Annotated in this window: 21 protein-coding genes; 13 read left to right on the top strand and 8 right to left on the bottom strand. The window is 70.7% G+C overall.

What is annotated here, in order from left to right; genetic code table 11:
• Positions 1 to 147 precede the first annotated feature (147 nt).
• The 3 genes from C469_RS12020 to glmM form a co-directional block, all read right to left on the bottom strand.
• A complete protein-coding gene (locus C469_RS12020) occupies positions 148 to 705 on the bottom strand; it encodes a sugar O-acetyltransferase (RefSeq protein ID WP_008006933.1) in 558 nt (185 codons plus the stop codon).
• A gap of 45 nt (positions 706 to 750) precedes the next feature.
• Positions 751 to 1149, bottom strand: a complete 399-nt coding sequence (locus tag C469_RS12015) for a hypothetical protein (RefSeq protein WP_008006932.1) — start codon at positions 1147 to 1149, stop codon at positions 751 to 753.
• Between the two features lie 104 nt (positions 1150 to 1253).
• Positions 1254 to 2597, bottom strand: coding sequence for a phosphoglucosamine mutase (gene glmM, locus C469_RS12010; RefSeq protein WP_008006931.1), 1344 nt, complete (start codon positions 2595 to 2597; stop codon positions 1254 to 1256).
• Positions 2598 to 2756: 159 nt separating this feature from the next.
• On the opposite strand from glmM, the gene C469_RS12005 reads away from it, so the two are divergent.
• From C469_RS12005 to C469_RS11995, 3 genes are all read left to right on the top strand, one after another.
• On the top strand, positions 2757 to 4094 hold the full coding sequence (locus tag C469_RS12005; protein ID WP_008006930.1) for an FG-GAP repeat domain-containing protein: 1338 nt from the start codon (positions 2757 to 2759) through the stop codon (positions 4092 to 4094).
• Position 4095: 1 nt separating this feature from the next.
• Positions 4096 to 5136, top strand: coding sequence for a glycosyltransferase (locus C469_RS12000; RefSeq protein ID WP_008006929.1), 1041 nt, complete (start codon positions 4096 to 4098; stop codon positions 5134 to 5136).
• A 189-nt stretch (positions 5137 to 5325) separates the two neighbouring features.
• Complete coding sequence (locus C469_RS11995; RefSeq protein WP_008006928.1) at positions 5326 to 6396, top strand: DUF1616 domain-containing protein; 1071 nt, start codon at positions 5326 to 5328, stop codon at positions 6394 to 6396.
• Positions 6397 to 7085: 689 nt separating this feature from the next.
• On the opposite strand, the gene C469_RS16810 is transcribed toward C469_RS11995, so the two are convergent.
• Positions 7086 to 7409, bottom strand: a complete 324-nt coding sequence (locus tag C469_RS16810) for a DUF7344 domain-containing protein (protein ID WP_147587292.1) — start codon at positions 7407 to 7409, stop codon at positions 7086 to 7088.
• A gap of 373 nt (positions 7410 to 7782) precedes the next feature.
• Here C469_RS16810 and C469_RS11985 point away from each other — a divergent pair, with 373 nt between their 5' ends.
• The 7 genes from C469_RS11985 to C469_RS11955 all read left to right on the top strand — a co-directional run bounded on the left by C469_RS11985 (position 7783) and on the right by C469_RS11955 (position 17738).
• Entirely contained in the window at positions 7783 to 8961 is a 1179-nt protein-coding gene (locus C469_RS11985) for an alpha-D-ribose 1-methylphosphonate 5-triphosphate diphosphatase (protein ID WP_008006927.1), read from the top strand.
• A 556-nt stretch (positions 8962 to 9517) separates the two neighbouring features.
• The gene (locus tag C469_RS11980) at positions 9518 to 9745 is read left to right on the top strand and encodes a HalOD1 output domain-containing protein (RefSeq protein WP_008006925.1); all 228 of its coding nucleotides are present in this window, start codon (positions 9518 to 9520) and stop codon (positions 9743 to 9745) included.
• Between the two features lie 348 nt (positions 9746 to 10093).
• Positions 10094 to 11272 carry a sugar phosphate nucleotidyltransferase gene (locus tag C469_RS11975; protein WP_008006924.1) on the top strand — a complete coding sequence of 393 codons (1179 nt, stop codon included), beginning with the start codon at positions 10094 to 10096 and terminating at the stop codon, positions 11270 to 11272.
• Entirely contained in the window at positions 11272 to 13083 is a 1812-nt protein-coding gene (gene glmS, locus C469_RS11970) for a glutamine--fructose-6-phosphate transaminase (isomerizing) (RefSeq protein ID WP_008006923.1), read from the top strand. Before C469_RS11975 ends, glmS begins: the two co-directional genes overlap by 1 nt.
• A gap of 243 nt (positions 13084 to 13326) precedes the next feature.
• Entirely contained in the window at positions 13327 to 14226 is a 900-nt protein-coding gene (locus tag C469_RS11965) for an NAD-dependent epimerase/dehydratase family protein (protein WP_008006922.1), read from the top strand.
• Positions 14227 to 14499: 273 nt separating this feature from the next.
• Entirely contained in the window at positions 14500 to 15711 is a 1212-nt protein-coding gene (locus C469_RS11960; protein WP_008006921.1) for a glycosyltransferase family 4 protein, read from the top strand.
• Positions 15708 to 17738: an alginate lyase family protein gene (locus C469_RS11955; protein WP_008006920.1), complete on the top strand. Its 2031-nt coding sequence runs from the start codon at positions 15708 to 15710 to the stop codon at positions 17736 to 17738. Before C469_RS11960 ends, C469_RS11955 begins: the two co-directional genes overlap by 4 nt.
• An 871-nt stretch (positions 17739 to 18609) precedes the next feature.
• Here the strand turns inward: C469_RS11955 and C469_RS11950 are convergent.
• Complete coding sequence (locus C469_RS11950) at positions 18610 to 18855, bottom strand: hypothetical protein (RefSeq protein WP_008006919.1); 246 nt, start codon at positions 18853 to 18855, stop codon at positions 18610 to 18612.
• 199 nt (positions 18856 to 19054) lie between these two features.
• On the opposite strand from C469_RS11950, the gene C469_RS11945 reads away from it, so the two are divergent.
• A complete protein-coding gene (locus C469_RS11945) occupies positions 19055 to 19324 on the top strand; it encodes a HalOD1 output domain-containing protein (protein WP_008006918.1) in 270 nt (89 codons plus the stop codon).
• Between the two features lie 11 nt (positions 19325 to 19335).
• On the opposite strand, the gene C469_RS11940 is transcribed toward C469_RS11945, so the two are convergent.
• From C469_RS11940 to C469_RS11930, 3 genes are all read right to left on the bottom strand, one after another.
• On the bottom strand, positions 19336 to 20115 hold the full coding sequence (locus tag C469_RS11940; protein ID WP_049911372.1) for a hypothetical protein: 780 nt from the start codon (positions 20113 to 20115) through the stop codon (positions 19336 to 19338).
• Between the two features lie 152 nt (positions 20116 to 20267).
• Positions 20268 to 21434, bottom strand: a complete 1167-nt coding sequence (locus tag C469_RS11935) for a glycosyltransferase family 4 protein (protein WP_008006916.1) — start codon at positions 21432 to 21434, stop codon at positions 20268 to 20270.
• Complete coding sequence (locus C469_RS11930) at positions 21431 to 22612, bottom strand: glycosyltransferase family 4 protein (protein ID WP_008006915.1); 1182 nt, start codon at positions 22610 to 22612, stop codon at positions 21431 to 21433. Before C469_RS11930 ends, C469_RS11935 begins: the two co-directional genes overlap by 4 nt.
• A 200-nt stretch (positions 22613 to 22812) precedes the next feature.
• Here C469_RS11930 and C469_RS11925 point away from each other — a divergent pair, with 200 nt between their 5' ends.
• Both C469_RS11925 and C469_RS11920 read left to right on the top strand, forming a co-directional pair.
• The gene (locus C469_RS11925; RefSeq protein ID WP_008006913.1) at positions 22813 to 23394 is read left to right on the top strand and encodes a low molecular weight protein-tyrosine-phosphatase; all 582 of its coding nucleotides are present in this window, start codon (positions 22813 to 22815) and stop codon (positions 23392 to 23394) included.
• On the top strand, positions 23391 to 24590 hold the full coding sequence (locus tag C469_RS11920) for a carboxylate--amine ligase (RefSeq protein ID WP_008006911.1): 1200 nt from the start codon (positions 23391 to 23393) through the stop codon (positions 24588 to 24590). Before C469_RS11925 ends, C469_RS11920 begins: the two co-directional genes overlap by 4 nt.
• The last annotated feature ends 212 nt before the right edge of the window (positions 24591 to 24802 follow it).

Here is a 24802-nt window from a genome sequence, read left to right as displayed (position 1 = left end):
ATTTCGTCGTGAAATAGTCGATTCGCAGGCGCGTTCTATCGGCTGATTCAGAGTTCAGTTAGAGAAAATAACGTCGTCCTCCTGCTGACTACACCCGCTGTATCCACAGATCCTCTTCTCTCTTCTGGCGGATTTCGACGGAGATCGCTACTCGATCTCCCGGATCACCCGCGCCGGGTTCCCGCCGACGACGACGCGGTCCGGCACGTCCCTCGTGACGACCGCGCCCGAGGCGATCACCGCGCCGTCGCCGACCGTCACGCCGGGATTGAGCACGGCGCGCCCCCCGATCCACACGTCGTCGCCGACGGTCACCGGCTCGGCGCGCTCGCGGCCCGTCGCGCGCTCCTCGGGGTCGATCGGGTGTGTCGGCGTGTAGACGTGGACGCCCGGGCCGAGCAGGCACCGGTCGCCGAACGCGATCCGGTTGGCGTCGAGGAACACGCAGCCGAAGTTCGCGAAGAAGCCGTCGCCGACGGCGACGTTGTAGCCGTAGTCGCACCGGACGGGCGGATTGACGGCGGGGTCGTCGCCGACGGCGTCGAACAGCGCTCGCAGGAGCGTCTCGCGGTGCGCCGACTCCGCCTCGCTCGTCGCGCTGTACCGCCGGGCGAGGTCGCGAGCGCGCTCACGGTCGGCGACCAGCTCGGGCGCGCTCGGGTCGTAGAGCTCTCCCGCGAGCATCCGCTCCGTCTCGGTGGGCATACCGGACCGACCGCGCCCCGGCGGATAGCCGTTTCCGTCTCCCTTTTAAACTGCAGTCACCCACGCCCGGTAGTCGTCGCCGAGTTCGTACACCTCGCGGAACGCGCGCTCGACGAACCCCGCCACGCGGTTCGCGTCCGACCGGGCGGTGACGACGGCGTTCGTCCCCTCGGCCTCCTCCGGGCTCACCAGCTCGTCGATCCGGAACTCCGGGAAATCGCCGAGCAGGGCCTTCAGCCGGTCTAACTCGTCGTCGGTGCAGTCTAAGATCAGCTCCGTGCCCGCGAGCTGGATCCACGGCGGCACCTCGCCGCCCTCGGTGGTGTCGCTCTCGGGATCGACGTCGACGGTCATCACCTCGCTCGACCGGGCGCGGTGGGCGGCCGCCGCGTCCGCGAACAGCTTCAGCCGCTCCCCCTCGGTCGCGGCGTCGAATCTGGTCATACCCCACGTCCGCGCCGCCGGCTCTTAAAAAACCGCACCGCGGACCGACCGGTGACGATTCCCAGAGGGGCGCGGTCGATGCCGCCCGTCCGCCGTCACTCCGGCTACGTCTCCGTCTCGACGGCGGCCTCGACCAGCGACCGCACCGTCGAGAGCAGCTCCGTCGCGGTCTCCGGCTCGCGGGCCTCGGCGGTCAGTCGGATCAGCGGCTGGGTCCCCGACGGCCGGATCAGGAACCAGCCGTCCGCGGTCTCGACCCGGACCCCGTCGAGCGCGGTGACCTCGTCGTACCGCTCGCGGACGAGCCCGTCGACCGCGTCCATCACGGCGTCCTTGGCGTCCGTCTCGACGGTCGCGCGACGGATGGGGTACCGGTCGATCCGCGCGAGCCGGTCCGATATCGGCTCCGCCGCGGCGAGGGCGGCGAGCTTCACGGCGGCGAGCGTGCCGTCGGGACACAGCGTCTCCTCGGGGAAGATCCAGGCGCCGGAGGGCTCGCCGCCGAACGCGACGGCGGGGTCGCGGGCCCGCTCCGCGACGTACACGTCGCCGACGCGGGTGTGAACGACCTCCGCGCCGACGGCCGCCAGGGCGTCGTCGACCGCGAGGCTCGTGTTGACCGGGGCGGCGACCCGGTCCCCGGAACCGGCCTCCTCGCGCCCGAAGAGCGCGAGCAGCAGGTCGCCGGGGACGAACTCCCCGTCGTCGGCCACGGCCATCATCCGGTCGGCGTCGCCGTCGTGGGCGATCCCGAGGTCGGCGCCGACGGCGGGGACCGTCGCCGCGAGCGTCGCGCACGTCTCCGCGGTCGGCTCGCTCGGGCGGGCGGGGAACCTGCCGTCCGGTCGGTCGTTGAGCGTCTCCACGTCGACGCCGAGGTCGTACAGGGCCTCGGCCGTGACGCCGCCCATGCCGTTCCCGGCGTCGACGACGACCGACAGCGACGAGAGGTCGGCGTCGCCGGCCGCCGCGTCGCGTCGCCCCGCCTCGACCAGCGCCTCGCGGTGGCCGGCGGTCGCGTCGTCCCACGCTCGGTGCGTCCCCTGCTCGTCCCACTCCGCGAGGTCGAAGTCGGCCTCGCGGATCCGCTCGGCGACCTCCTCCTGCTGTGCCGTCGAGAACGCCTGTCCCGAGGGCGTCCAGAGCTTGAGGCCGTTGTCCTCCGGCGGGTTGTGCGAGGCGGTCACCACGACGCCGGCGTCGGCCTCTCGGGCGGCGATCCCCCGGGCGACCGTCGGCGTCGCCGCCAGCCCGGCGTCGAGCACGTCGGTCCCGGTCTCCTGGAGGCCGGCGACGAGCGCGTCCCGGAGGGTCCGGCCCGAGTCGCGCGCGTCCCGTCCCACGAGCACTCGGTCGGCGTCCGTTCCGACGGCCCGTCCGACGTCCAGCGCGACCGACGCGGTGATCGACTCCCCGACTCGCCCCCGGATCCCGCTCGTTCCGAACATGGGGTGACAACCGTCCGAACGGATATGTAGCCGTCGACCGTTTCCCCCGGTTTCCCCGCCGATAGTCCGGGAGTAACGCGCTCGGCGCCGACCGGCTCGCCCGCTGAGCGGGTTAGTCTGCGTATAGTAAGGCGTCGCGGGACGGTCGTCTCCGACGAGATGCGATTCGACCACCAAACGATCGACGACTCTCCCCCGTGCGGGCGCCTCTTCGTGTGCGAGCCCGTCGACCTCGTCGGCGACGGCCTCCCCGACCTCATCGTCGGCGGGATGGGAGCCGAGGAGCTCCCGGTGTTGGGAGACCGGACGATCCCGCTCGTGGGGCGGCTGTTTCGACGGCTCGAGAACGACCTCTTCTGGTACGAGAACCCCGGGCACGGGAACCACGACGGCGACGCGACGTGGACCCGTCACACGATCTCGTCGGCGTCCGACCTCCACGCGCTCGGCGCGACGCTCGGTGACGTGAACGGGAACGGACGGCTCGACCTCCTCGTCGGTCAGGGGTTCGGCGGGAGCGACATCTACTGGTTCGAGCAGCCGGCCGACCCCCGGAAGGCGTGGTCGAAACACCTGATCGCGGACGACTTCTCGAAGTACCACGACCTCGCGTTCGGCGACGTCGACAACGACGGGAAGCCCGAGGTCGTCGGCGCGTCACAGGAGAGCGAGACGGTCTTCTACTACGACGTCCCCGACGACCCGACGCGCTCGCCGTGGCCGAGCGACTGTCTCACGGTGATCAGCCGGCACACGAACGTCGAGGGGCTCGCGATCGCCGACCTCGACGGCGACGGCGACAACGAGCTCGTCGCGGGAACGGCGGTCTATCGGCAGGCCGACGGGGACGAGGGCGACGGCGGCGGGACCGACGGGGAGGCGGTCGGCGCTCCCGCCGGACCCGGGACGATGGAGGCCGACGGGAGCGGGCAGACCAACGGGAGCGGGCAGATAAACGGACAGCACGCGGTCGCCGGCCGAGGCGCCGACCCGGCCGGCTCGGTCTCCGATGGCACGTCCGACGTGTCGGCCGGGTGGACGCGCGAGCACGTCGTCACCGGCTGGGACTGGACGCGGGTCGCCGTCGGCGACGTGGACGGCGACGGCGAGCCGGAGGTGGTGTTCGCGGAGGGCGACTCGCCGGTCCTCGGCGAGCACATGGGCCGAGTCGGGTGGTTCGACCCGCCCGAGTGGGACGCGAACATCCTCCGCGACGACCTGTACTGCCCGCACACGGTCCAGCTCGCCGACTTCGACGGCAACGGGTCGCTCGACATCTACGTCGCGGAGATGGGGCTCGGGGAGAACGACGAGACCGCCCAGCACGTCCTGTTCCGGAATCAGGGCGGCGGGGAGTTCAGGGAGACCGTCGTCGAGAGCGGGGTGCCGACCCACGAGGGGAAGGCCGTCGACGTCGACGGGAACGGCCGGCCCGACCTCCTCGGGAAGTCGTTCGAACCGCACGTCCACGTCGACGTCTGGTACAATCGGCCGTAACATGTTCGGAAACGCGACCCTCCGCGACCGGCTGCCCGGGTTCCTGAGCGAGTCCGTCGACCCCGGCGAAGGCGCCGGAGACGACTCGGACACCGGGACCGATCCGGACGCCGACGCGAGCGGACCGCTCGTCACCGCGGTCGTCACGACGTACAACCGCCCGTCGTACCTGCGCGACTCCGTCGAGAGCGTGATCGAACAGACGTACGAGCCGATCGAGCTCGTCGTCGTCGACGACTGCTCGGACACGCCCGCGAGCGAGACGCTTGCGGACGTCGACACCGACGCGCTGGCCGGCTATCGGTGCGTCCGGCACCGGACGAACCGCGGCGTCAACGCCGCGCGGAACACGGGCGTCGAGGCCGGGACCGGGGCGTACGTCGCCTTCCTCGACGACGACGACAGGTGGGTCCCGGAGAAGCTCGAACGGCACGTGGACGCCTTCGAGGCGGCCGACGAGAACGTCGGGGTCGTCTACTCGGGGATGAAGGCGGTCCACGAGGACGGCGCCCGGGAGGAGCTGCCGCCGCGGATCGACGGCGACCTGACGAAGGCGCTGCTGTGTCGGAACGTGGTCGGGTCGATGTCCGTCGTGACGGTCCGGGCCGACGTGGCGCGGGAGGTCCCGTTCGACGAGGAGTTCGAGGCGTGGGCCGACCTGGAGTGGTTCGTCCGCGTCTCGCAGCGGGTCCCGTTCGTCCGGCTCCCCGAGGCGCTCGTCGTCTACGAGTACACGTCGCACGGCCGGCTCAGCGACGACTTCGAGAAGAAGCGCTGCGGCTACGACAGCTTCCTCGACCGGTTCGACGACGCGGCGGCGGCGTACGGGCGTCCCTTCCGCCGGAAGATGCGCGCGTGGGCCGCGTTCCGAGCCGGGTCGTCGGCGCTGTACACCGGTAACTACGGCGAGGCCCGCCGGCTCCTGTTCACCGCGGTCGCGCGGTACCCGTTGGAGCCCCGGTTCCTCACGTACCTGCTCGCGTCGCTGGGGGGCCGGCCCACGCACCTCCTGGCGCGCGGAATCTCTCGGTCGCTCGGGTGAGGCCGATCGGACGACCCGACTCGGACGACTCGGCTCGGGCGACCCCGACTCGGACGACCCGGCTCGGGCGACCCCGACTCCGGCCGGCGACCGCTCCGGCCGCTCCGGCCGTTCCCTCCCGGGGCGTCGATCGGCGCTTCGGGCGTTAGCCGACGCCTAGCTTTGGCCCCCTGCGCGCAAGGGGCTCGCATGTCGTCAGATGACCGGGGGACGACGCCGCTCGCCGGCCGGCTGCCCCTGGACCTCCTGGTCGTCTCGCTCGTCTCGCTCGGGGTCGTCGCGCTCGCCGACGCCGGGAACGGCGGTCTCGTTCGGACGCTGCTCGGCGGCCTCTTCGTGGTCTTCTGTCCGGGGTACGCGCTGGTCGCCGCGCTGTTGCCGCAGCGGACCTCCCCACTCCCCGAGCGGGTCTCCGCGGTCGGGTTCCGTCGGGAGGAGTCGGCCTCGCTCACCGGGCTCGAACGGGTCGTGTCGTCGATCGCGGTCAGCGTCATCCTCGTTCCCTTCGTCGGCTTCCTCCTGCACTACACCCAGTGGGGGATCCGCCCGACGACGATGGTCCCCGGGATCGCCGCCGCGACGGTCGCCCTCTCCGTGCTCGCGGCGGTTCGGCGGCTTCGGCTCCCGCCGGACGAGCGGTTCGCGGTCGCCTCGCTCGCGCTGTTCCGGCGGCTGGACGGCTGGGTCCGCGAGCCGGACCGCCCCGTCGAGACCGCGCTCAACGTCTTCCTCGTCGTCGGTCTCGTCGTCGCCGTCGCCGGCGTCGGGATTGCCGCGGCCACGTCGACGAACGGCGAGCGGTACACCGAGCTGTCCGTCCTCGGCGAGGACCCCGAGACCGGGGAGGCGGTCGCGGACGAGTACCCGCGGGCGCTCGCTCCCGGCGAGGAGGCGACGATCCGCGTCGGGATCGCGAACCGGGAAGGGGCCGCACAGACGTACACGGTGGTGGCGCAGTTGCAGCGCTTGGACGACGACGGCGGCGGAGAGGCGCGCGTCGTCGAGCGGTCGACGCTCGACCGGTTCGAGGCGAGCCTGGAACCGGGCGAATCGGTGGAGCGACCGCGGACGGTCGAGCCGACGATGGAGGGCGACGGGCTCCGGATCGCCTACCTGCTGTACGCCGACGACCCGCCGACGAACCCGACCGCCGAGAACGCGTACCGATCGGTGCATCTCTGGGTCGACGTGGGCGGATCGAGCGCGACGGGGACGGACGCGAGCGGAACGAACGCGACGGAGGCGATCGTTTATAAATAAGGTGCGGTGGCGCGCCTCCGAGCGGCCGCCCCTGGCGGCCGCGAGGAGCCCGCGAGGGAGTCGGTCGTCCGGAGCAACGCGGAGGACGACCGACGAGGCTGGGGAGGNGGGAGTCGGTCGGCCGGAGCAACGCGGAGGACGACCGACGAGGCTGGGGAGGCGTGAGGCTGCGGTGCGGTCGCGGGCGGGGCGGGACTCAAAGGGGCAGCCGGCGAGGACGCCGCAGGCGACACAAGCACCACAAGGAGCGAACGAAGTGAGCGACTGAGGGGCGTGGTTCGAGACACCGAAGGCGTCTCGTCATCACGAAAGGCGCTTTGCGCCTTTCGAACGACAGCGAGCGTGCGGCGTCCTCGCCGGCTGGGGCTTTGGCGGTGTTCACCGAGGAGTCAGCGATCAGGTACTGCCGAGCGGCTGGGGATTTGGCGGTGTTCGCCGTCGATCCGCCACCATCACCCGTTTATAAACGACCGACCGAAGCTGTGGAGCCCGTCACCGCAGGGCCGGCAACTCTATGTGAACAGCCGCCGGCGACGCCGCCCGCCCACTTATAAAAAACACCCGAACAGATCCACGACACCCATCCCCGCGATCGGATGTCGCGAGGTCGGACTCCGTCGGCGGTCGAGCGGTTCGACGCCGCCGACGAAGAGGGCCGAGCGAACGAGAACCGACGAGGGGTCGACGACTCACTCGAGCCGCTCGGAGACGAACTCGAGGAGCGCTTCGGTCCGGTCGTCACCGCGGTAGACGACGGCGCCGCGGCTTCGGTCGAACTCGATCACGTCGGCGTCCGCCAGCACCGGCAGGTGCGTGTGGTGCAGTTCGATGGCCGTTCGCACGCCCTCGGAGTCGGGCGATCGGCCGCGCGATTCGACCACTTCCGCGAGGTCCTCGACGTCGACCGCGCGGCTATCCGTCGCGTGCAGGTGGCGGAGTACCGCCCGACGTTCGGGAGCGGCGACGGCTCGGAGTAGTGTTTCGGTCGTGACAGTCTGGGTGTCTGAATACATTAGTTGTCCCACCATGTTCGGACGGGACAGTCGCTCGCAGGAACATGGATACCGTATCATTCGTTCAGAGACGGATAACAGGGACCGTTCACTCCGATACTCACACTCGTCACCGAACCGTCCGATTTCCCCGCGGAGAGCGACTCCTCCCGCCTCGGTGCCGAATTCGCCCGCGAGGATAGGCGGCGCCTACCGGGTTCGCGCCGCGTCGACGGCGTTCGGTTGTCACCGCTTAACAAAGATTTGACCCGGATAACGGTCGGGTCATGCACTGCCCTTCCACCGATGCGGACGCGACGACGGGTCCACCGATCGCGACGCGACGGTCGATCGCGACGCGCCGGCCGGCCGAGACGAGCGAGGTGAGCCGGCGATGACCGGTATCACGGAGATCAGAAACGGGCGGGTCGTCACGCCCTCCGGGGTCCTCGAGGGCGGGCGCGTCGTGATCGCCGGCGAGCGGATCGTCCGCGTCGACCGGGGCCCCGCGAGCGACTCCGCCGGGCCGACGACCGTCGACGCCGACGGCCGAGTCGTGATGCCCGGGATCGTCGACCTCCACGGCGACGACATCGAGCACCACCGCTCCCCGCGGGCGGGCGCCAGCGTCGACGTTCGAACCGCCCTCACGGCGGCCGACCGGGCGAACCTGCTCAACGGGGTCACGACCAAGTTCCACGCGGTCGCGTTCGAGGAGTCGCCGGACGACGGACGGACGCTCCGGACCGCCGAGACGGTCGCCGCCGAGCTCGGCCGAGAGGAGTACACCCTCGGCGACAACCGGCTGCACGCCAGGTGCGAGCTGGCGGACGCGAGCGCGGACGCCGTCGAGGGCGTCATCGAGCGGTTCGGAGTCGACCTCCTCTCGGTGATGCACCACGCCCCCGGCGACGGCCAGTACGACGACGAGGAGTTCGAGCGCCACTACGTCGAAGACCGGAACTGGCCGGCGGAGGGCGTCGACGACGTGATCGAGACCCGGCGGTCGCTCGACGGGGCGGACCGCGACGACCGCATCCGCCGGATCGCCGGGCTCGCGCGGCGCGCCGGGGTGCCGCTGGCGTCCCACGACGACGAGTCCGCGCGCGACGTGGAGCGGATGGCGGACCACGGCACCGACATCAGCGAGTACCCGCTCACCCGCGGGGCCGCGCGGCGCGCGACCGACCTCGGGCTCGCCACCGTGATGGGCGCGCCGAACCTGGTCCGCGGCGGGAGCCTCTGGGACAACCTCAGCGCGCGCGACGCGATCGACGACGGGCTCGTCGACGTGCTGTGTGCCGACTACCACCCGCCGTCGCTGCTCGCGGCGCCGTTCGTCGACACCGGCGAGTCGCTGTCGACGCGCGTGAACCGGGTCACCCGCAACCCCGCGGCGGCCGCCGGGCTCGACGACAGGGGACGGATCGCGGAGGGGGCGCGGGCCGACCTGATCGTGGTCGACCCGGCCGGGACGCCGACGGTCGACCGCGCGTTCGTCGCCGGCGCGGAGGCCGTCCGGACCGACCGCGCCGCGACCAACGACCGACGGACGCCGCCGGCCGGATCGTGAGTGCGACCGCCTCATGAGTGCGACCGCCTCATGAGTGCGACCGCCTCATGAGTGCGACCGTCCCGCGAGGCCGACGAGCGCCTCCGGAGCGGCCGCTCGAGCGAGCCGGACGAGCGTGCGGAACCGCGAGTCGAAAAAAGTGGGACGAGCGCGCCGAAACGCGAGGACCAGTACCACAGCGGAGGCGGGCCGCCCGGGGTCATGGACGTTCACGTCCAACTGCGGTACAACTCCCGATTGAGCCCGTGATGACTTTGCTATATAACATCTAAAATCGATATGGCCTAATTATCAGATACCATATGACAATCACCAGATCCGACACGTCGTCGACTGGTGCGATTACCGTCTCTTTTTCACACGTCGAGATATCCGAAAATCAACTGTTCGAGGCGCCAACGACGGTAATATCCTCCGGTACCCCTCAGCGAGATCGATACTATTTATAAAACGGGGCCGCAACCGCCGGCAAGGCACACATCCCATGACTACTTCCGATGCGGAATGTCGACAGACGGCGGCCGTGACCCCCGGATCGCCGGAAACCCGAGTTCCGATGCAGGGCGAGACCTCTGCGACCGTCGCGGTCGTTCGAGCCGTCGCCGAGGCCGAGGACGCGTCTCCCGGTGACCTCCCCCTGTTGAGCGACGTGATCGACCCCGAGGCGTTCGACGCCCTGTTCGACGACGACCGCGCCGGCCGGTCCGGCGTCTGCTTCTCGTTCGACTACTGCGGCTACGTCGTCACGGTCACCGACGACGCGGTCGAGCTGGACGCTCGCTGACGGCCGGACACTCGACGCCGGCCGCGCAACGCTGGCCGTCCGGTTTCTGTGCGCGGTTCGAGCGGTCGCCGTCCAGGTGGTTCCGCGCGCGGTTCGGGCGGTCGTCGTCCCGCGTTTCTCCCGGCGCTGGACACGCGATCAGTAGGGCAGTCCTAACGAATTCGGCCGGACCCGCGGCGAATACGCTCTGAGGAGCGCTCGTCGAAAGGTTCCGCATTACAATCAGTCCCGGCGCCACAGGCAGGGCATGGTCCGATCTTATTCCGGAGCCCCTCACCGGAGCCGGACATCGGTTCGCACCGCGGACGCTAACCGCTCGCCGGCGACTCGGGGGGTCGCGTTGCGCTCATGAGCTCGTTCGAGCAGGCGGTCGTCCTCGCCGCCGGCGAGGGGAAACGCATCCGGCCGCTGACGCGGTACCAGCCGAAGCCGATGCTCCGCGTCGCGGGCCGGCCGATACTCGAGTACCCGCTCGACGCCCTCGCGGCGTTCGGCGTCGAGGAGGTCGCGATGGTCGTCGGCCACGCGAAGACGCGGATCCAGAACCACTTCGGCGACGACTACCGCGGCCTCGACATCACGTATCTCACCCAACAGAGCCGGCTGGGAAGCGGTCACGCCCTGCAGGTCGCCGCGGGTCACGTCGGCGGCGAGTTCATCGCCGTGAACGGCGACAACGTCATCGACGAGGCGATGGTGCGCGGGACCGCGGAGCGGTACGCGGCGTCGGACGCGACCGCCGCGCTGGCCGTGGCCTCCGCGACGGACGCGAGCGAGTACGGCACGGTCGGCGTCCGCGACGGCCTCGTCGACCGGATCGACGAGAGCGACGACGCCGGGTCCGGACGGGTCAACACCGGCGTGTACGCCTTCGACGAGTCGATATTCGACGCGCTGGACCGGACCGGATTCGAGAGCGGCGAGCGGCCCCTCACCGCCGCGATCGCCGAGCTGGAGGGGCCGGTCGTCGCCGCCACTCCGAACGGCGTCTGGTTCGACTCCTCGTACCCGTGGGACCTGTTGGAGACCAACGAGACGCTTTTGTACTCGCATCCGGACCTCGTCGCCGCGGACCGGCCCGTGGACGACTCCGCACGGGTTCACGAGTCGGCGGTGATCGGCGACCACGTCCTCGTCGGCCCCGACTGCAAGGTGTCGGCCGGCGCGGTCGTCCGGAGCGGGACGTGTCTGCACGCGAGCACGACCGTCGGCGAGAACGCCGTCTTGGAGGGCTCCATCGTCGGCCCCGACGCCCGGATCGGCGCGGGCGCGGTCCTGCGGGACACGATCGTCGGCGGCGGCGCGTCGATCGGCGACGGGACGGTCTCGCCCGGCCGGTCCGCGACGCTCGTGTTGGACGGCGTCGAGTACACCGACCGTCGGCTCGGCGGCATCGTCGCGGACCGGGCGACGGTCGGGTCGAACGTCACGGTCACGCCGGGCTGTCGGGTCGGCCCGCGCGCGACGGTCGGCTCCGGCGTCGCGCTCAGACACGACGTTCCGGAGGGCGCGGAGGTGATGGGCTGATGTGCGGCATCACCGCCCGCGTCGGGAGGGGCGACGCGGTCGGCGAGCTCCTCTCCGGGCTCCGCAACCTCGAGTACCGCGGCTACGACTCCGCCGGGGTCGCCACCGTCACGCCGAACGGGCTCGACGTGATCAAGCGCTCGGGCGAGATCGACGAGCTGTGCGAGGCGGTCGAGGCGACCGCGGTGCGCGGCGCGACCGGGATCGGTCACACGCGCTGGTCGACGCACGGCCCGCCGACGGACGCGAACGCGCACCCCCACACCGACTGCCTGGGGCAGGTCGCCGTCGTCCACAACGGGATCATCGACAACTACACCGAGCTCAGAGACGAGCTCTCGACCCACGAGTTCACGAGCGAGACGGACACCGAGGTCGTGCCGCACCTGATCGAGGAGCTGCTCTCGGCCGGCTACTCGCCGGAGGAGGCGTTCCGGCGCGCGGTCGACAGGATTTCCGGGAGCTACGCGATCGCCGCGGTCTTCGAGGGGAGCGACGCCGTGTACGGGACCCGGTCCGGCTCCCCGCTGGTGCTCGGTCGGTCCGACGACTGCTGTTACCTTGCGAGCGACGTGCCGGCGTTCCTGGAGTACACCGACGAGGTCGTCTACCTCCAGGACGGCGACGTCGTCGTCATGGACCCGGACGGCTACGAGATCACCGACACCGACGGGGTCGCCGTCGATCGCGAGGTCGAGACCGTCGACTGGGACCCCGAAGACGCGGGGAAGGGCGGCTACGACCACTACATGCTCAAGGAGATCTACGAGCAGCCGACCGCGCTCCGGCAGTCGATCCGGGGGCGGAGCGACCCGCTGGAGGGCCGCGCCGAGCTGGAGGAGCTCGCGGACGACGCCTTCGAGGGGATCGAGTCCGTCCACCTCGTCGCGATGGGCACCTCCTACCACGCGGCGCTGTACGCGCAGATGTTGCTCGCCGATCGAGGGATCCCCGCGCAGGCGTTCCTGTCCGGCGAGTACGGGTCGAGCCCGCCGCCGACCGACGACCGGACGCTCGTGATCGCGGTCACCCAGAGCGGGGAGACCGCCGACACGCTGTCCGCCGTCCGGAGCGTTCAGGGGACGGGCGCGCACACGCTGGCGGTGACGAACGTCGTCGGCTCGACGATCACCCGCGAGTGCGAGGACACCGTCTACATCCGCGCCGGCCCGGAGATCGGCGTGGCGGCGACCAAGTCGTTCTCCTCGCAGGTGGCGACGCTGGTCCTGTTGAGCGAGCGGCTGAGCCACGACATCACCGGCGGGACCCCGCGGGCGACCGCGGAGCTCCTGGAGGCGCTCTCGGTGCTGCCGGACGACGTCCAGCGCATCCTCGACGAGTCGACGGCGGAGGCGGTCGCCGCCGAGTACCACGACAGCGACTCGTACTTCTTCATCGGGCGCGGCGTCGCGCACCCGGTGTCGATGGAGGGGGCGCTGAAGTTCAAGGAGATCACCTACGACCACGCCGAGGGGTTCTCTGCGGCGGAGCTCAAACACGGGCCGCTGGCGCTCGTCACCGAGAACACGCCGGTGTTCGCCGTGTTCACCGGGCGCGACGACACCAAGACGCTCCACAACGTCAAGGAGATCCGCGCCCGCGGCGCGCCCGTGGTCGCGGTGGCCGCCGAGGGGACCGACCGGATCGAGGAGTACGCCGACCACGTCCTCGAGATCCCGAACACCCACCCCGACGTGGCGGGCGTCCTCGCGAACGTCCAGCTCCAGCTCGTCTCGTACCTCGCCGCGAACGAGCTCTCCCGCGCGATCGACAAGCCGCGGAATCTGGCGAAGAGCGTCACCGTCGAGTGACGCGGTCTCCCGATTCCAGCAGTTTAATATCACTAGCCGATAATAGTGGTGTAGGGACCCCGGTCGCAAAACCGCAAACCAGCTTGTGTGCCAGCACCTGTGTTTTGCAGCGTCCGGGTCCCACTTTACTCACTGAGCGACAGCTACGCCGCTCGTCGCGGCCGACACACTCGGCGGATCTCGGCGATCTCCCCCGAAAGGCACCGCCTACTAAACCCGGCGTCGGGTCTACCGGGAGCCATCATGGACGCACAGCGGGTGCTCGTTACGGGAGGCGGCGGATTCATCGGCGGCGCGCTCGTCGACTCGCTCCGCGGCGACGCCGAGGTCCGCGTGCTCGACGTGGACCCGGGGACCGACGTTCCGGAGGGCGTTCGGGCGATCGAAGGCGACGTCCGGGACCCCGAGGTCCTCGACGAGGCGACGGCCGGAGTCGACGTGGTGTTCCATCAGGCCGCCCTCGTGAGCGTCGCCGACTCGGTGGCGCGCCCCCTGGAGAGCCACTCCGTCAACGCGACCGGCACGCTGCGCGTGCTCGAGGCCGCCCGGACCCACGACGCGCGCGTCGTCCTGGCGTCGAGCGCCGCGGTCTACGGCGACCCCGAGCGCGTCCCCGTCCCGGAGACGGCGGCGCTCGACCCCGCCTCGCCGTACGGGCTCCAGAAGCTCGCGGCCGACCACTACGCCCGGCTGTACCACGAGCTGTACGACGTGGAGACGGTCGCGCTCCGGTACTTCAACGTGTACGGCCCCGGCCAGACCGGCGGCGACTACGCCGGCGTCATCGACGCGTTCCTCGACCGGGCGCGCGCCGGCGACCCCCTGACGGTCCACGGTGACGGCGAGCAGACGCGGGACTTCGTCCACGTCGACGACGTGGTCCGGGCGAACCGCCTCGCGGCCGAGACCGACGCGGTAGGGAGGAGCTACAACGTCGGCACGGGCGAGTCGGTGACGATCGCCGAGCTCGCCGAGCGCGTGCGGGCGGCCGTCGGGAGCGACTCGCCGATCGTCCACACCGACGCCCGCGAGGGGGACGTTCGACACAGCGAGGCGGACATCTCTCGAGCGCGCGAGCGGCTCGGCTACGCTCCGACCGTCGACCTCGCGGCTGGACTCGACACGCTCGCCCGAGGGGAGTAGGGCGGCGCCCTCCGCGGGGCCTTATCCACACCGTAACAATAGCCCCGAGAGCGGTACGCCGAGACAGTGACACGCCGCGTCCGATCGGGACGGGCGATCTCCCCGACCATGAACTCACAGCTCGCTTCGACCCGTCGGCGGTCGACCGACCGACAGACGGATCAATCGACCGACCGACAGACGGACCAGCCGATCGATCGAGGAGAGCCCACCGAACGACACGCGACCCGGCGGTCCTCACCGACTCGACCGGTCTCGCCGACGCGATAACGGATGGCGGACGATTCCCCGCACGTCGTCGTCGTCTCCCAGCACTACCCGCCCGACCGGTCCGGCAACGCCTCCCGGGTGAGCGACACCTGCGCGCACCTCGCCGAGGGCGACTGGGACGTCACGGTGGTCGCCCCGCCGCCGTCGTTCCCCCACGGACAGTTCTCTCGGTCGTGGACGCGGAAGACCACGGAGACGGTCGACGGCGTCACCGCTCACCGGCTCTGGGCGTGGCAGCCGGCGGCGGAGGACCCCGGCTTCCTCTCTCGGATGGCGTACTACCTCCTGTTCCCGCTGCACGCGCTCTGCTGGCTGCTCGTCAACCACCGCGAGTACGACGTGATCGTCACCTCCTCCCCGCCGATCTTCACCGGACTGGCCGGGCTCCCCTTCGGCCTGCTGACGGACACGCCGTGGATCGTCGACGTCCGCGACCTCTGGATCGACGCCGCCGTCGGGCTCGGGTTCATCGGCGAGGGCGGCGTCGTCGAGCGCGCCAGCAGGTGGTACGAGAGGCTCGTCCTCCGGACCGCGGACCGCGTCACCGTCACGACGAGGGTCCTCGGCGAGGACCTCGTCGAGCGGTACGGAATCGACGAGGGGTCCGTCCGCCACCTGCCCAACGGGGTCGACACGGCGACGTTTCGACCGACGGACGCGGAGCGCGAGCCGACCATCGTCTACGCCGGCAACGTCGGCCACGCGCAGGACCTGGACGCCTGTATCCGGGCCATGTCGTCGGTCGCGTCCGGCGCGACCCTCCGGATCGTCGGCGACGGCGACACGAGGGACCGGCTGGAGCGCTTGGTCGCCGAGGAGGGAGTCGGCGACCGCGTCGAGTTCACCGGGCTCGTGCCGCGGGAGACGATCCCGGAGCTCCTCGGCGGCGCGATGATCGGCGTCGCCCCGCTGAAGCGCGACGACATGCTGGAGTACGCGGTCCCGACGAAGGCGTACGAGTACATGGCCTGCGAGCTCCCGGTCGTCGCCACCGGAGTCGGGGAGATCGAGGCGCTGATCGACGAGTCCGGCGGCGGCCTGTTCGTCGACAACGACCCGGAACGACTCGCGGCGGCCTTCGACGACCTGCTCTCGGACGCCGAGCGCCGGGACGCGCTCGGGGCCAGCGGCCGGGAACACATGGTCGAGCGCTACGACCGCGGAGTCGTCGCGGGCCGGCTCGGTCGCGTCCTCGACGAGGTGGTCGACCGATGAGCGACCCGTTCCGAACGCCCGCGGAGCGGCGCGACGCCGGCGGGGACGATCCGGTCGGAGCGGACGCGCCGCCCGAACCGAACCGGAGAGGCGGCGGCGAGGACGACGGACGGGGGCTGCTCGGCCGCCCGGGGGACTGGTCGGTCGCGGCCCACACGGTCGCCAACATGAAGCCGGTCCAGCTCGCCGGCATCCTCGAGCGCCGGCTCCGGCACGCCGTCGTCCCGCGGCTCCCGGTCGACTTCGACGAGCGGTACGACCGGCGGGTCCCCGACGACCTCTCGATCGCGCCCGAGCCGCTCCGCGCCAACCTCGACCGGCTCCGGGCGAGCCTCTCGGAGGCCGAGCGCGCGGACGCTCGCGAGACGGCCGGCGACGCGGCCGACGGGCGGTACACGTTCCTCGATCACACGATCGACTTCGGCGACGACATCGACTGGGACGACGAGGCGATCGACGAGCGGCCGATCTTCTGGCGGCTCAAACTCGCCTCGTTCGAGGGGTTCGAGCGGCTCGTCCTCGGGTGGGAGTCCCCGGCCGGCCTCGACGAGGTCCGGTCGCGGCTCGAGGCGCAGGCGTACGACTGGGACGCGTCGAACCCGATCGGCGAGGAGGCGTACCTCCGCCGCTCGTGGACGCCCCACTCGGTGTCGCTCCGGATACTCGGCTGGTCCCGCTACGTCGCCTGGTGTGCCGGCGACGACGGGACCGAGGTCCCCGACCGACTGGTGCGGATGACCTACCGGAACGCGCTGTTCCTCGCGAACCACGTCGAACACGAGATCGGCGGCAACCACCTGATCGAGAACGCCGCGGCGCTGATCGCGGCGGGCGTGCTCTTCCGCGACCACGACACCGGGTGGGTGCGGACGGGACGAGAGCTGCTCAAGCGCGCCGGAAGCGACCAGTTCCTCGCCGACGGCGGCCACTTCGAGCGGAGCCCGATGTACCACGTCACGGTCCTCCGGCGGTACGCGACCGCGACCGACCTCCTGTCGGCGGTCGGGCTCCCGACGACCGCGATCGGGACGGTCGCCGAACACGCCATGGGGTTCCTCTCGTCGCTCGCGGAGCCCTCGGGGGAGATCCCCCTGTTGAACGACTCGGTGCGCGGGGAGGCGATCCGCGCGACTTCCTGTCTGGCGTACTGCCGGGCCTGCTCGCTGACGCCGACGATCCGGTCGCGTCACCACCCGGCGGGCTCCGGCTACCGGACGCTCTCCGCGGGCGGCGGGACCCTCCTCTTCGACGTCGGCGACGTGGGGCCGCCGCACCTGCCGGCGCACTCGCACAACGACCAGCTCGGGGTCCTGCTGTGGGTCGACGGGAGACAGGTGCTCGCGGACACCGGCGTGTACGACTACGGGGCGAACGCGCGCCGGCAGTACGCCCGCAGCGCGGCGGCCCACAACACCGCCCAGTACGACGGGATCGAGCCGATCCCGACCGCCGGCAGCTACATGCTGGGCAAGCGCACGAGCGTCGCCGTCGAGGCCGACGAGCGCGGCCGGATCGCCGCCAGCCACGCCCGGGACTCGTTCGGCGGCCCCTCGTACGAACACCGGCGGTCGGTGGCGACGAGGGGGACGGCGGGATCGGTATCGGCGTCAGGAGGGGCGCCGACGTCGGGAGGGGCGTCAGCGTCGGGATCGGCGTCGGCGCCCGCGCCGGGCTGGCGGATCGTCGACCGAGTCACCGGCGACCCGGACGAGACGTACACGGTCCGCTACCACTTCCACCCGAGCGTCGACGTGCGCGGGGAGCCCGTGGCGCCCCCCGACGCGGCGCCGGACGCCGAGCCGGACCTCGAAAGCGGGTTTCGGTCCGGGACCGACGGGCTCGAAATCCGCGCCGACGGAGACCGACTCGGGTCGATCCGGTTCCCCGGGACGGAGCGCGTGCGGCTCACGGAGTCCCCGTACTTCCCGCGGTACGGCCGGGAGCGGCTCCGGCCGATGATCGCGGTCACGAAGCCGACGGGCAGCGAGGTGCGGACGCTGCTGTCGATCGACTCGGGAGAGGGGTAGCCCGGTATCGGGAGGCGATCCCCGTGAAACGCCCTCGGCCGGCGAGGTCCCCTGGTCCGGAATCGGTCAGTACAGAATCAGCGAGGAGCGATAGCGGGTGTGCGTGTTGCAGTTCGTCGATGACAGATGTGTATTTAAAAGCCGTGAGCGACGGCGACGATCGCATATAAACAAGCGGTGCGGTGGCGCGTGCCTGCGAGGCCGCTTCGCGGCCGAGTAGCACCGCGCGAGGGAGTCGCTGGCGCCGTCGGCGCCAGCGACGAGGCTGGGGAGGCGTGAGGCTGCGGTCCCGCGAGCGACCGGAGGGAGCGAGCGGGAGCACGGAAGTCGCAGCGCCGAGCGGAGCGNCGGGGTGGGACTCAAAGGGGCAGTCGCGATTCCCGCGAGCAACGCGAGCGGGAAGACGGGAGACAACGTCTCCCGGAAGGACGAAGACGCGCGACGTAAGGACCGCAAGGAGGGAGCGCTAGCGACCGACTGAGGACCGCAACGAGCGCATCGAGTCCTCGCGACTGGGGCTTTGGAGGTCTTCACCGCTGACCCGCTGCCGGCCGCTTATAAGCGAGCGACTGGGGCTTTGGAGGTATTCGCTGTCGATCCGCAGACACGCGTTTATAAACGAGCGGCTGAGGTCTTGGAAGAGCTCACCGCGGAGCCGTCGATCGACAATCAACCGTTTATAAACGAGTGACTGAGGATTTGGAGACCGTCACCGCACGGTCATCGATCACGGGGACGCGGCCGACGGCGACACCGCTCGTTCACGGATACCCACCCACTCACCCCAGACACGTACTCCCGCCATCGTTCGCGAACCGCTCACGCTCGATCGGGTCCGATAAAAATGACCGTCACTCCGGTGGAGTCGCGCTTAAAACTCGTCTTTGAGCCGGATCTCGTCGTCGGTCACCGTGTGTATGCGGCTCTGCTCGAGGGGATAGTCGTCCTGGTCGGCGTCGCCCCAGCCGAGCTTCGAACGGATGGTGTCGGTGAGGCCCGGGTCCGCGTTCACGTACGCGGTACCGGATTTGACCTCCGTGATCATCCCGATCTTTTCACCGTGGGAGTCGACTACCGCTTTGCCTTCGTCGTCGTCAGTTACGTGATCTCGTTCCATTCCGATCAATTGTATTCCTTGTGCACATATAGTTATAAAGATAATATTAAAAATAGAAAACCAATATGTATGTATTATTTTAGTCTAGATATGTTGAACGTCATCGAATCCAATTGCTTCAGAAGTGACTATCTTCTAAACACAACTGTTCTACTACCTAATGAATTACTTTTTTAGTATTATAATTAGTTCCATACCGATGGGAGATACACGAGAGTTCTACTACGAGCCGGACGAGACCGAAGAGCTCAGCACGGAGGTCGTCACGGCGATCGCGAAGGCTCACGACGAGGACGTTATCGAGCAGGAGTGGATCATCAGCGAAGACATCAACACGGACGCCCTCGACGGACTCTTTCAGGAACGCAACCTCAAGATGACCCTCCAGTTCGAGGCGGACACGACGACGGCGACGATCATCGCCGACAAGAGCGGAGACCCGATCATCAAGATCGAGTCACACCGCTGAGACCGTCCCGCTCACGTATCGCGGCCGTCCCCGGGCGAGGCCGCCTCGTCGACCGAACGCAGCCCCTCGGCCACCGAGTCGAGGTGGCTGATACCGACGACGGCGACGATGTCGCCGTCCTCCCGGAGCCGCACGAGCCGATCGACCATCTCCGCCTCCCTCGCCGCGTCTTCGAGTCGGGAGGCCTGCGAGCGGCTCGCGGTCCGGAACGCCTTCATGAACGAGTTGGACCGACGGACCTGCGTGCGCTCGTCGCGCGCCTGGTCGTCGGGCGCGTCGGTGTGGTCGACGTCGTGTGCGATCGGCGAGTCGACCTCCAGTCGGATCGAGGCGCGGTCGCCGATCGCCGCCGCGACGCGACACGTGAGCGCGTGTTTCGTCGTCTCGACGGCGTCCGAGACCACGTTTCGAACCGTCTGCTGCGGCGGTCGCTCCCGAAGCAAGGTCCGCCCCAGACGGTGGAAGAAACCGGTGCTCGGTCGGTCGATACCGACCGTCGCGTCCGTGTCGGCGGCCTGAATCGCCGCGCTCATCTCGCCGCCGAAGGCGGGCGGGGTCCGGTCGGTGCTCGCGTACTGCTCGAACAGCGGGATCGAGATCGGCGGCAGCTCCAGCGCGAGCACGTCCGGATCGACTTCCGTCACCACCCGTCGAACGCGGTACGTGCTCGCCGGGTGGTCGTGGACGACCCCGACGAGCGTGAGCGTCCCCGCGTCGCTCGGCACCCGGCGCACGTACTCGCCGGTGACGCGAGGGTCCGAGTCGACGTCCACGACCGGTGAAGAGCTCATTAGGAAGTGATTACTCCCTTTTAGTGTGTGGCTATTTAAACGCGTCTACGGGCCGCGGGGCAGACGTGCCGACGACCGGCCAGTAAGCTGCCCTTATCGACCGATATCGTGACACACGCGACTCAGACCGCGGACCGTCCGAGATCCCCCGGTCAGTCGACCGCCGCCACCAATCGCCGGAGGAACGCCTCGAGTTGCCGTCCCACGACCGCGGGCGCGTTCTCGCGCGCGACGCGGTCGCGGCCGCGCTCCCCGTACCGGCGCCGGGTCTCGGGCTCCGCGAGGAGTGAAGAGACGGCCTCGCGGAGCGCCCCGGGCTCCGCCGGGTCGATCAGGTAGCCGCTCTCGCCGTCGTCGACCTGTTCGCGCATCCCGAACGCGTCGTTCGCGACGACCGGGAGGCCGGCCTCCTGCGCCTCCAACACGACGCGCGGGTAGCCGTCGAGGTACGAGACGTAGACGAAGGCGTCCGCCAGCGCGTAGAGGTCGGCGACGCCGTCGACGTACCCCAGCGCGTGGATCCGCCGCCGCACGTCCGGGTCGTCGACGCGCTCGTCGAGCGTCGCTCGGACCGCCGAGGCGTACTCGCCGCCGCCGGCGACGACGTACGCGAGGCCCGGGTCGGCGTCGAGCAGCGGGAGGAGCTCCTCCAGCGCCGTCTCGACCCCGCGGAGCTTCGCCCGGTACTTCAGGTTCGTCACCGTCAGGAGGACGCGGTCCGCGTCGATCCCGAACCGCTCGCCGCCGTTCGACGACGCGAGCCCTCCCACCTCCGGCGCCGGCACGGGCACGTTCCCGATGCGCCCCGGGGGACACCCGGTCCGCCGGCGGACGACCTCCCCGAGCTGCTCCGACACGACGACGAACCCGCTCGCGCGGGAGAAGACGAACTCGTCGACCCCGAGGATCGCGCGGTAGCCCGCGGCGCGACCCCACTCGCCCTCGCGTTTCGCCTCCCGGATCCCGTTCTCGAACCGCAGCCAGGTGTCTCCGACGAGCCGGTCGACGACGGGGACGCCGCGGCGGTCCGCCAGCAGCGTGACCAGCGCGCCCATCGCCTCGTAGCAGTCGAGCAGGACCGCGTCGGGGTCGTGCGCCGCGAGCGCCCGGCGCGTCCGCCGAACGGCGGCCACGGTCCGCGAGGGGAGCGACCCGCCGCCGTCGACGCTGACGACGGCCACGTCGAGGGCCGTCTCTCGGAGCGGCTCTACCACTTCCTCGGGCCGGTGAGAGGTGAAGACGAGCAGGGAGAGGTCGGTCGCCTCGCCGTCCGCTCCGGTCGTCCCGTCGCTCGCCCGCCCGCCGTCCGAGCCCGTCATTCGATCGCCTCCTCGTGGAGCCGCCGGACCCGCTCGGCGTGGGCCTCCCACGTCCACCCCCGTTCGAGGAGCCTGTCGCGGCCCGCCCGCCCCATCTCCCGAGCGCGGTTCCGGTCCGCGAGCAGCGACCGGAGGCCGGCCTCCAGCCCGTCCACGTCGGTCGGCTCGACCAGCAGGCCGGTCTCGCCGTCGACCACCTGCTCCGGAATCCCGCCGACGGACGACGCCAACACGGCGGTCTCGCTCGCCATCGCCTCGTAGATGACGGTTGGGCGGCCCTCCGTGTGGCTCGGCAGCCACAACACGTCGGCGAGCGCGAACCACCGGCGGAGCGCGACCGGCGGGAGGCCGTCGAACACGAGCCGCGGCGACCGCCCGGTCTCCGTGAGCGCGTCGCGCACCTCGTCGGCGAGGTCGCCGCCGTGGCCGACGAAGACGAAGGTCGCGTCCGGGTCGTCGACGCGCCGGACGACCTCGATCGCCTCCTCGACGCCCTTCCGCGCCACGAACTGCCCGACGAAGAGGACCACCGTCGCGTCGGGGCCGACGCCCAGCTCGCGCCGGAGCGCCTCGCGCCGGTCGACCGGGAAGCGCTCCGGGTCGGCGCCGAGCGGCACCGTCGAGACCGTCGCCGAGTCGGTCAGCTCGCCCGCCCGCTCGGCGAGCGCGTCGCTCACGCAGAGGACGCCGGTCGCCTCGTCGAGCGTCTCGCGGACGCGCTCGCGGACGCCGCGGGCGAGGTCGTCGTAGGTGTTGAGGATCGTCCCGTGCGCGACGACGAACAGCGGCAGGTCGTGCTCGCGGACGTACGGGAGGACGCCGTAGCCGTCGAGGTAGACGTGGCAGGCGTGGACCACGTCGGGCGTGTCGAACGCCCGGTCCGCGTACGGCGGGACTCGGCGGGCGAAGGAGTCGCCGGCCAGCCCGTAGAAGAACCGCTTGGGGAGCAGGTACCAGAACCGGGGGTGGTGCACGTCGTACGCGCCCCAGTCCTCGACGGTCGGGATCGACGCGTACTCGGCGTACGGGCCGACCGGCGGGGCGAAGGGTCGGGGCGACACCGCGTTCACGTCGACGCCGCTCTCGGCGAGCGACCGGAGGATGCGGTGGTTGAACAGGCCGTTGTAGCGCTCGATCGTGTCCGGATGGTTGACGGCGCTCGCGAGGATGGAGTACATGCGAAACGGCTCGACCGCCCCTCCGTCTGCGGCTTATAAAGCTATCCGCCGGCTATCGGCGGAGCCGCGGCGACCTCGACAGCCGGCACACCTCTCCATCCGCGGATTAGCGTCTCGGTAACGAAGCCTCCGCGGGCGCTCCTCTCCGGTATCTCCCGCCGAGGTCGGTTCGTCGCATCCGACCGACGGCCCGCTCACCAATGATCCGCTCGTACCTCTCGGCCGCACGGAACCACGCCGGTATCGAAACCCAGCGCCTGCGCCTCGCGCTCGCGCGGTCGCCGTCGGTCCTCGACGCGTCGCCGCCGGACGGCGCCGCGTCGGGCGACCCGAACGTGTTGTTCCTCTGTTACGGGAACATCTGTCGGAGCCCCCTCGCGGAGCGGTACCTCGAATCGGTCGCGGAGGACCGCGGGATCGACGGGCTCTCCGTCGACTCCGCGGGTCTCCGGACGACGACCGGGCGCGCCAGCCCGGACGACGCGGTCCGGGTGGCCGACGAGCTCGGCGTCGACCTCTCCGACCACCGGTCGAAGCCGGTCACGGCGGACCTGCTCGACCGGAGCGACCTCGTCGTGGTGATGGACCTGCTCAACTACCACGACCTCCGCCGCGGGTTCGGCGACCTCGACGACAAGACGCGCTTCCTCGGGGTCTTCTCGGACGAGGGGTACGAGATCAGCGACCCGTACGGCGAGGGGCTCGACGGGTTCCGGACGCTGTACGGCGACGTGATCCGCTCGGTGGACGGGCTCGCCGAGGCGCTGGAGTCCGCGCGATGACCGCCGACCGGCCGGCGGCGGTCGTCCCGGCGATCGGCACCCAGAGCAGCGTCGTCGCGGTGCGCTCGCTCGCCCGCGCCGGCGTCGCGCCCGTCCTCGCGTCCGACGGGCAGCGGTCCCCGGCGCTCTCGTCGAAACACCGCGCCGAAGTCGTCGACGTTCCCGACCCCACCGAGTCGATGCGGGGGTACGCGGACGCGCTGGTCGACCTCGCCGCGCGCGACGACGTGATAACCGTCCTCCCGCTGCGCGAGGCGGACGCGTACGCCCTCGCGTCCCGGCGCGAGGTGCTCTCGGAACACCTCGACCCCGTGTGGCCCGGCTTCGACGCGCTCCGGAGCGCGCAGGACCGACGGACCCTCCTCTCGGTCGCCGCCGACCTCGGCGTCCCGGTCCCGAGAACGCGGCTGCTCACCGACTGGCCGGCCGACGACGGCCCGCTGGTCGTCAAACCGCGGTACACCATCGTCGTGGACGAGGACGGGCAGGGGTCTCGCGAGCCCGACGTTCGGCTCCTTGACGCCGGCGAGCGCCCCCCGGTCGAGTCGGTCGTCGACGAGATGGGCCACGTGCCCGTCACGCAGGAGTTCGTGCCGAGCGACGGCGAGTACGGGTTCTTCGCGCTGATGGACCGCGGCGAGCCGGTCGCGACGTTCCAGCACCACCGAATCCGGAGTTTCACCTACACCGGCGGCGCGAGCGTCTACCGGGAGGCGGTCGACGTCGACGCGCTGCGCGAGCACGGCACCGCGCTCCTGTCGGCGCTGGACTGGCACGGCCCGGCGATGGTGGAGTTCCGGCGCGACGCGCGCGACGGCTCCTTCAGGCTCATGGAGATCAACCCCCGCTTTTGGGGGTCGCTGGCGCTGCCGGTGCACGCCGGCGTCGACTTCCCGCGCCACTACGCCGCCCTCGCCGTCGGGCAACGCCCGGAGGGGGGCATGCCGGAGTACCCAGTCGGGGTCGGCTCGCACCTGCTCAGCGGGGAGCTCGCGTACCTCTACAACGTGGCTCGGGCCGACGGCCACGGCGACCCGCCGCCGATCGGTCGCGAGCTCGTCGCGCTGGCGACCTCGCTGTACCGGAACCCGCACTTCGACCTGTTCTCGACGGACGACCCGCTGCCGTTCGCGGCCGGCGCGGTCGGCATGGCCGCGACGCTCGGCTCGCGGGTCGCCGACGCGGTTCGTCGGTGAGTGCCGGAGCCGGTCGCGGTCGGTGAGCGGTGCGCTCAGTCCGCCGAGTACATCCCGAGCGCCCAGTGGCGACCGGTGAACAGCCCCGGATGGCTCACGTTGCCGTCGGCGACGCAGAGCCACCGGCCGTCGACGCACCACGGGTCGACGTGGTGCATCCGCCCGGAGTTCCAGCCGATTCTGGCGCCCGTCCCCTCGAGGATCGGCGACTC

The organism is Halorubrum lipolyticum DSM 21995, assembly GCF_000337375.1.
Classification (GTDB): domain Archaea; phylum Halobacteriota; class Halobacteria; order Halobacteriales; family Haloferacaceae; genus Halorubrum; species Halorubrum lipolyticum.
The sequence above is the reverse complement of the archived record's forward strand: the minus strand, read 5'-3'. Positions and strand labels throughout refer to the sequence as shown.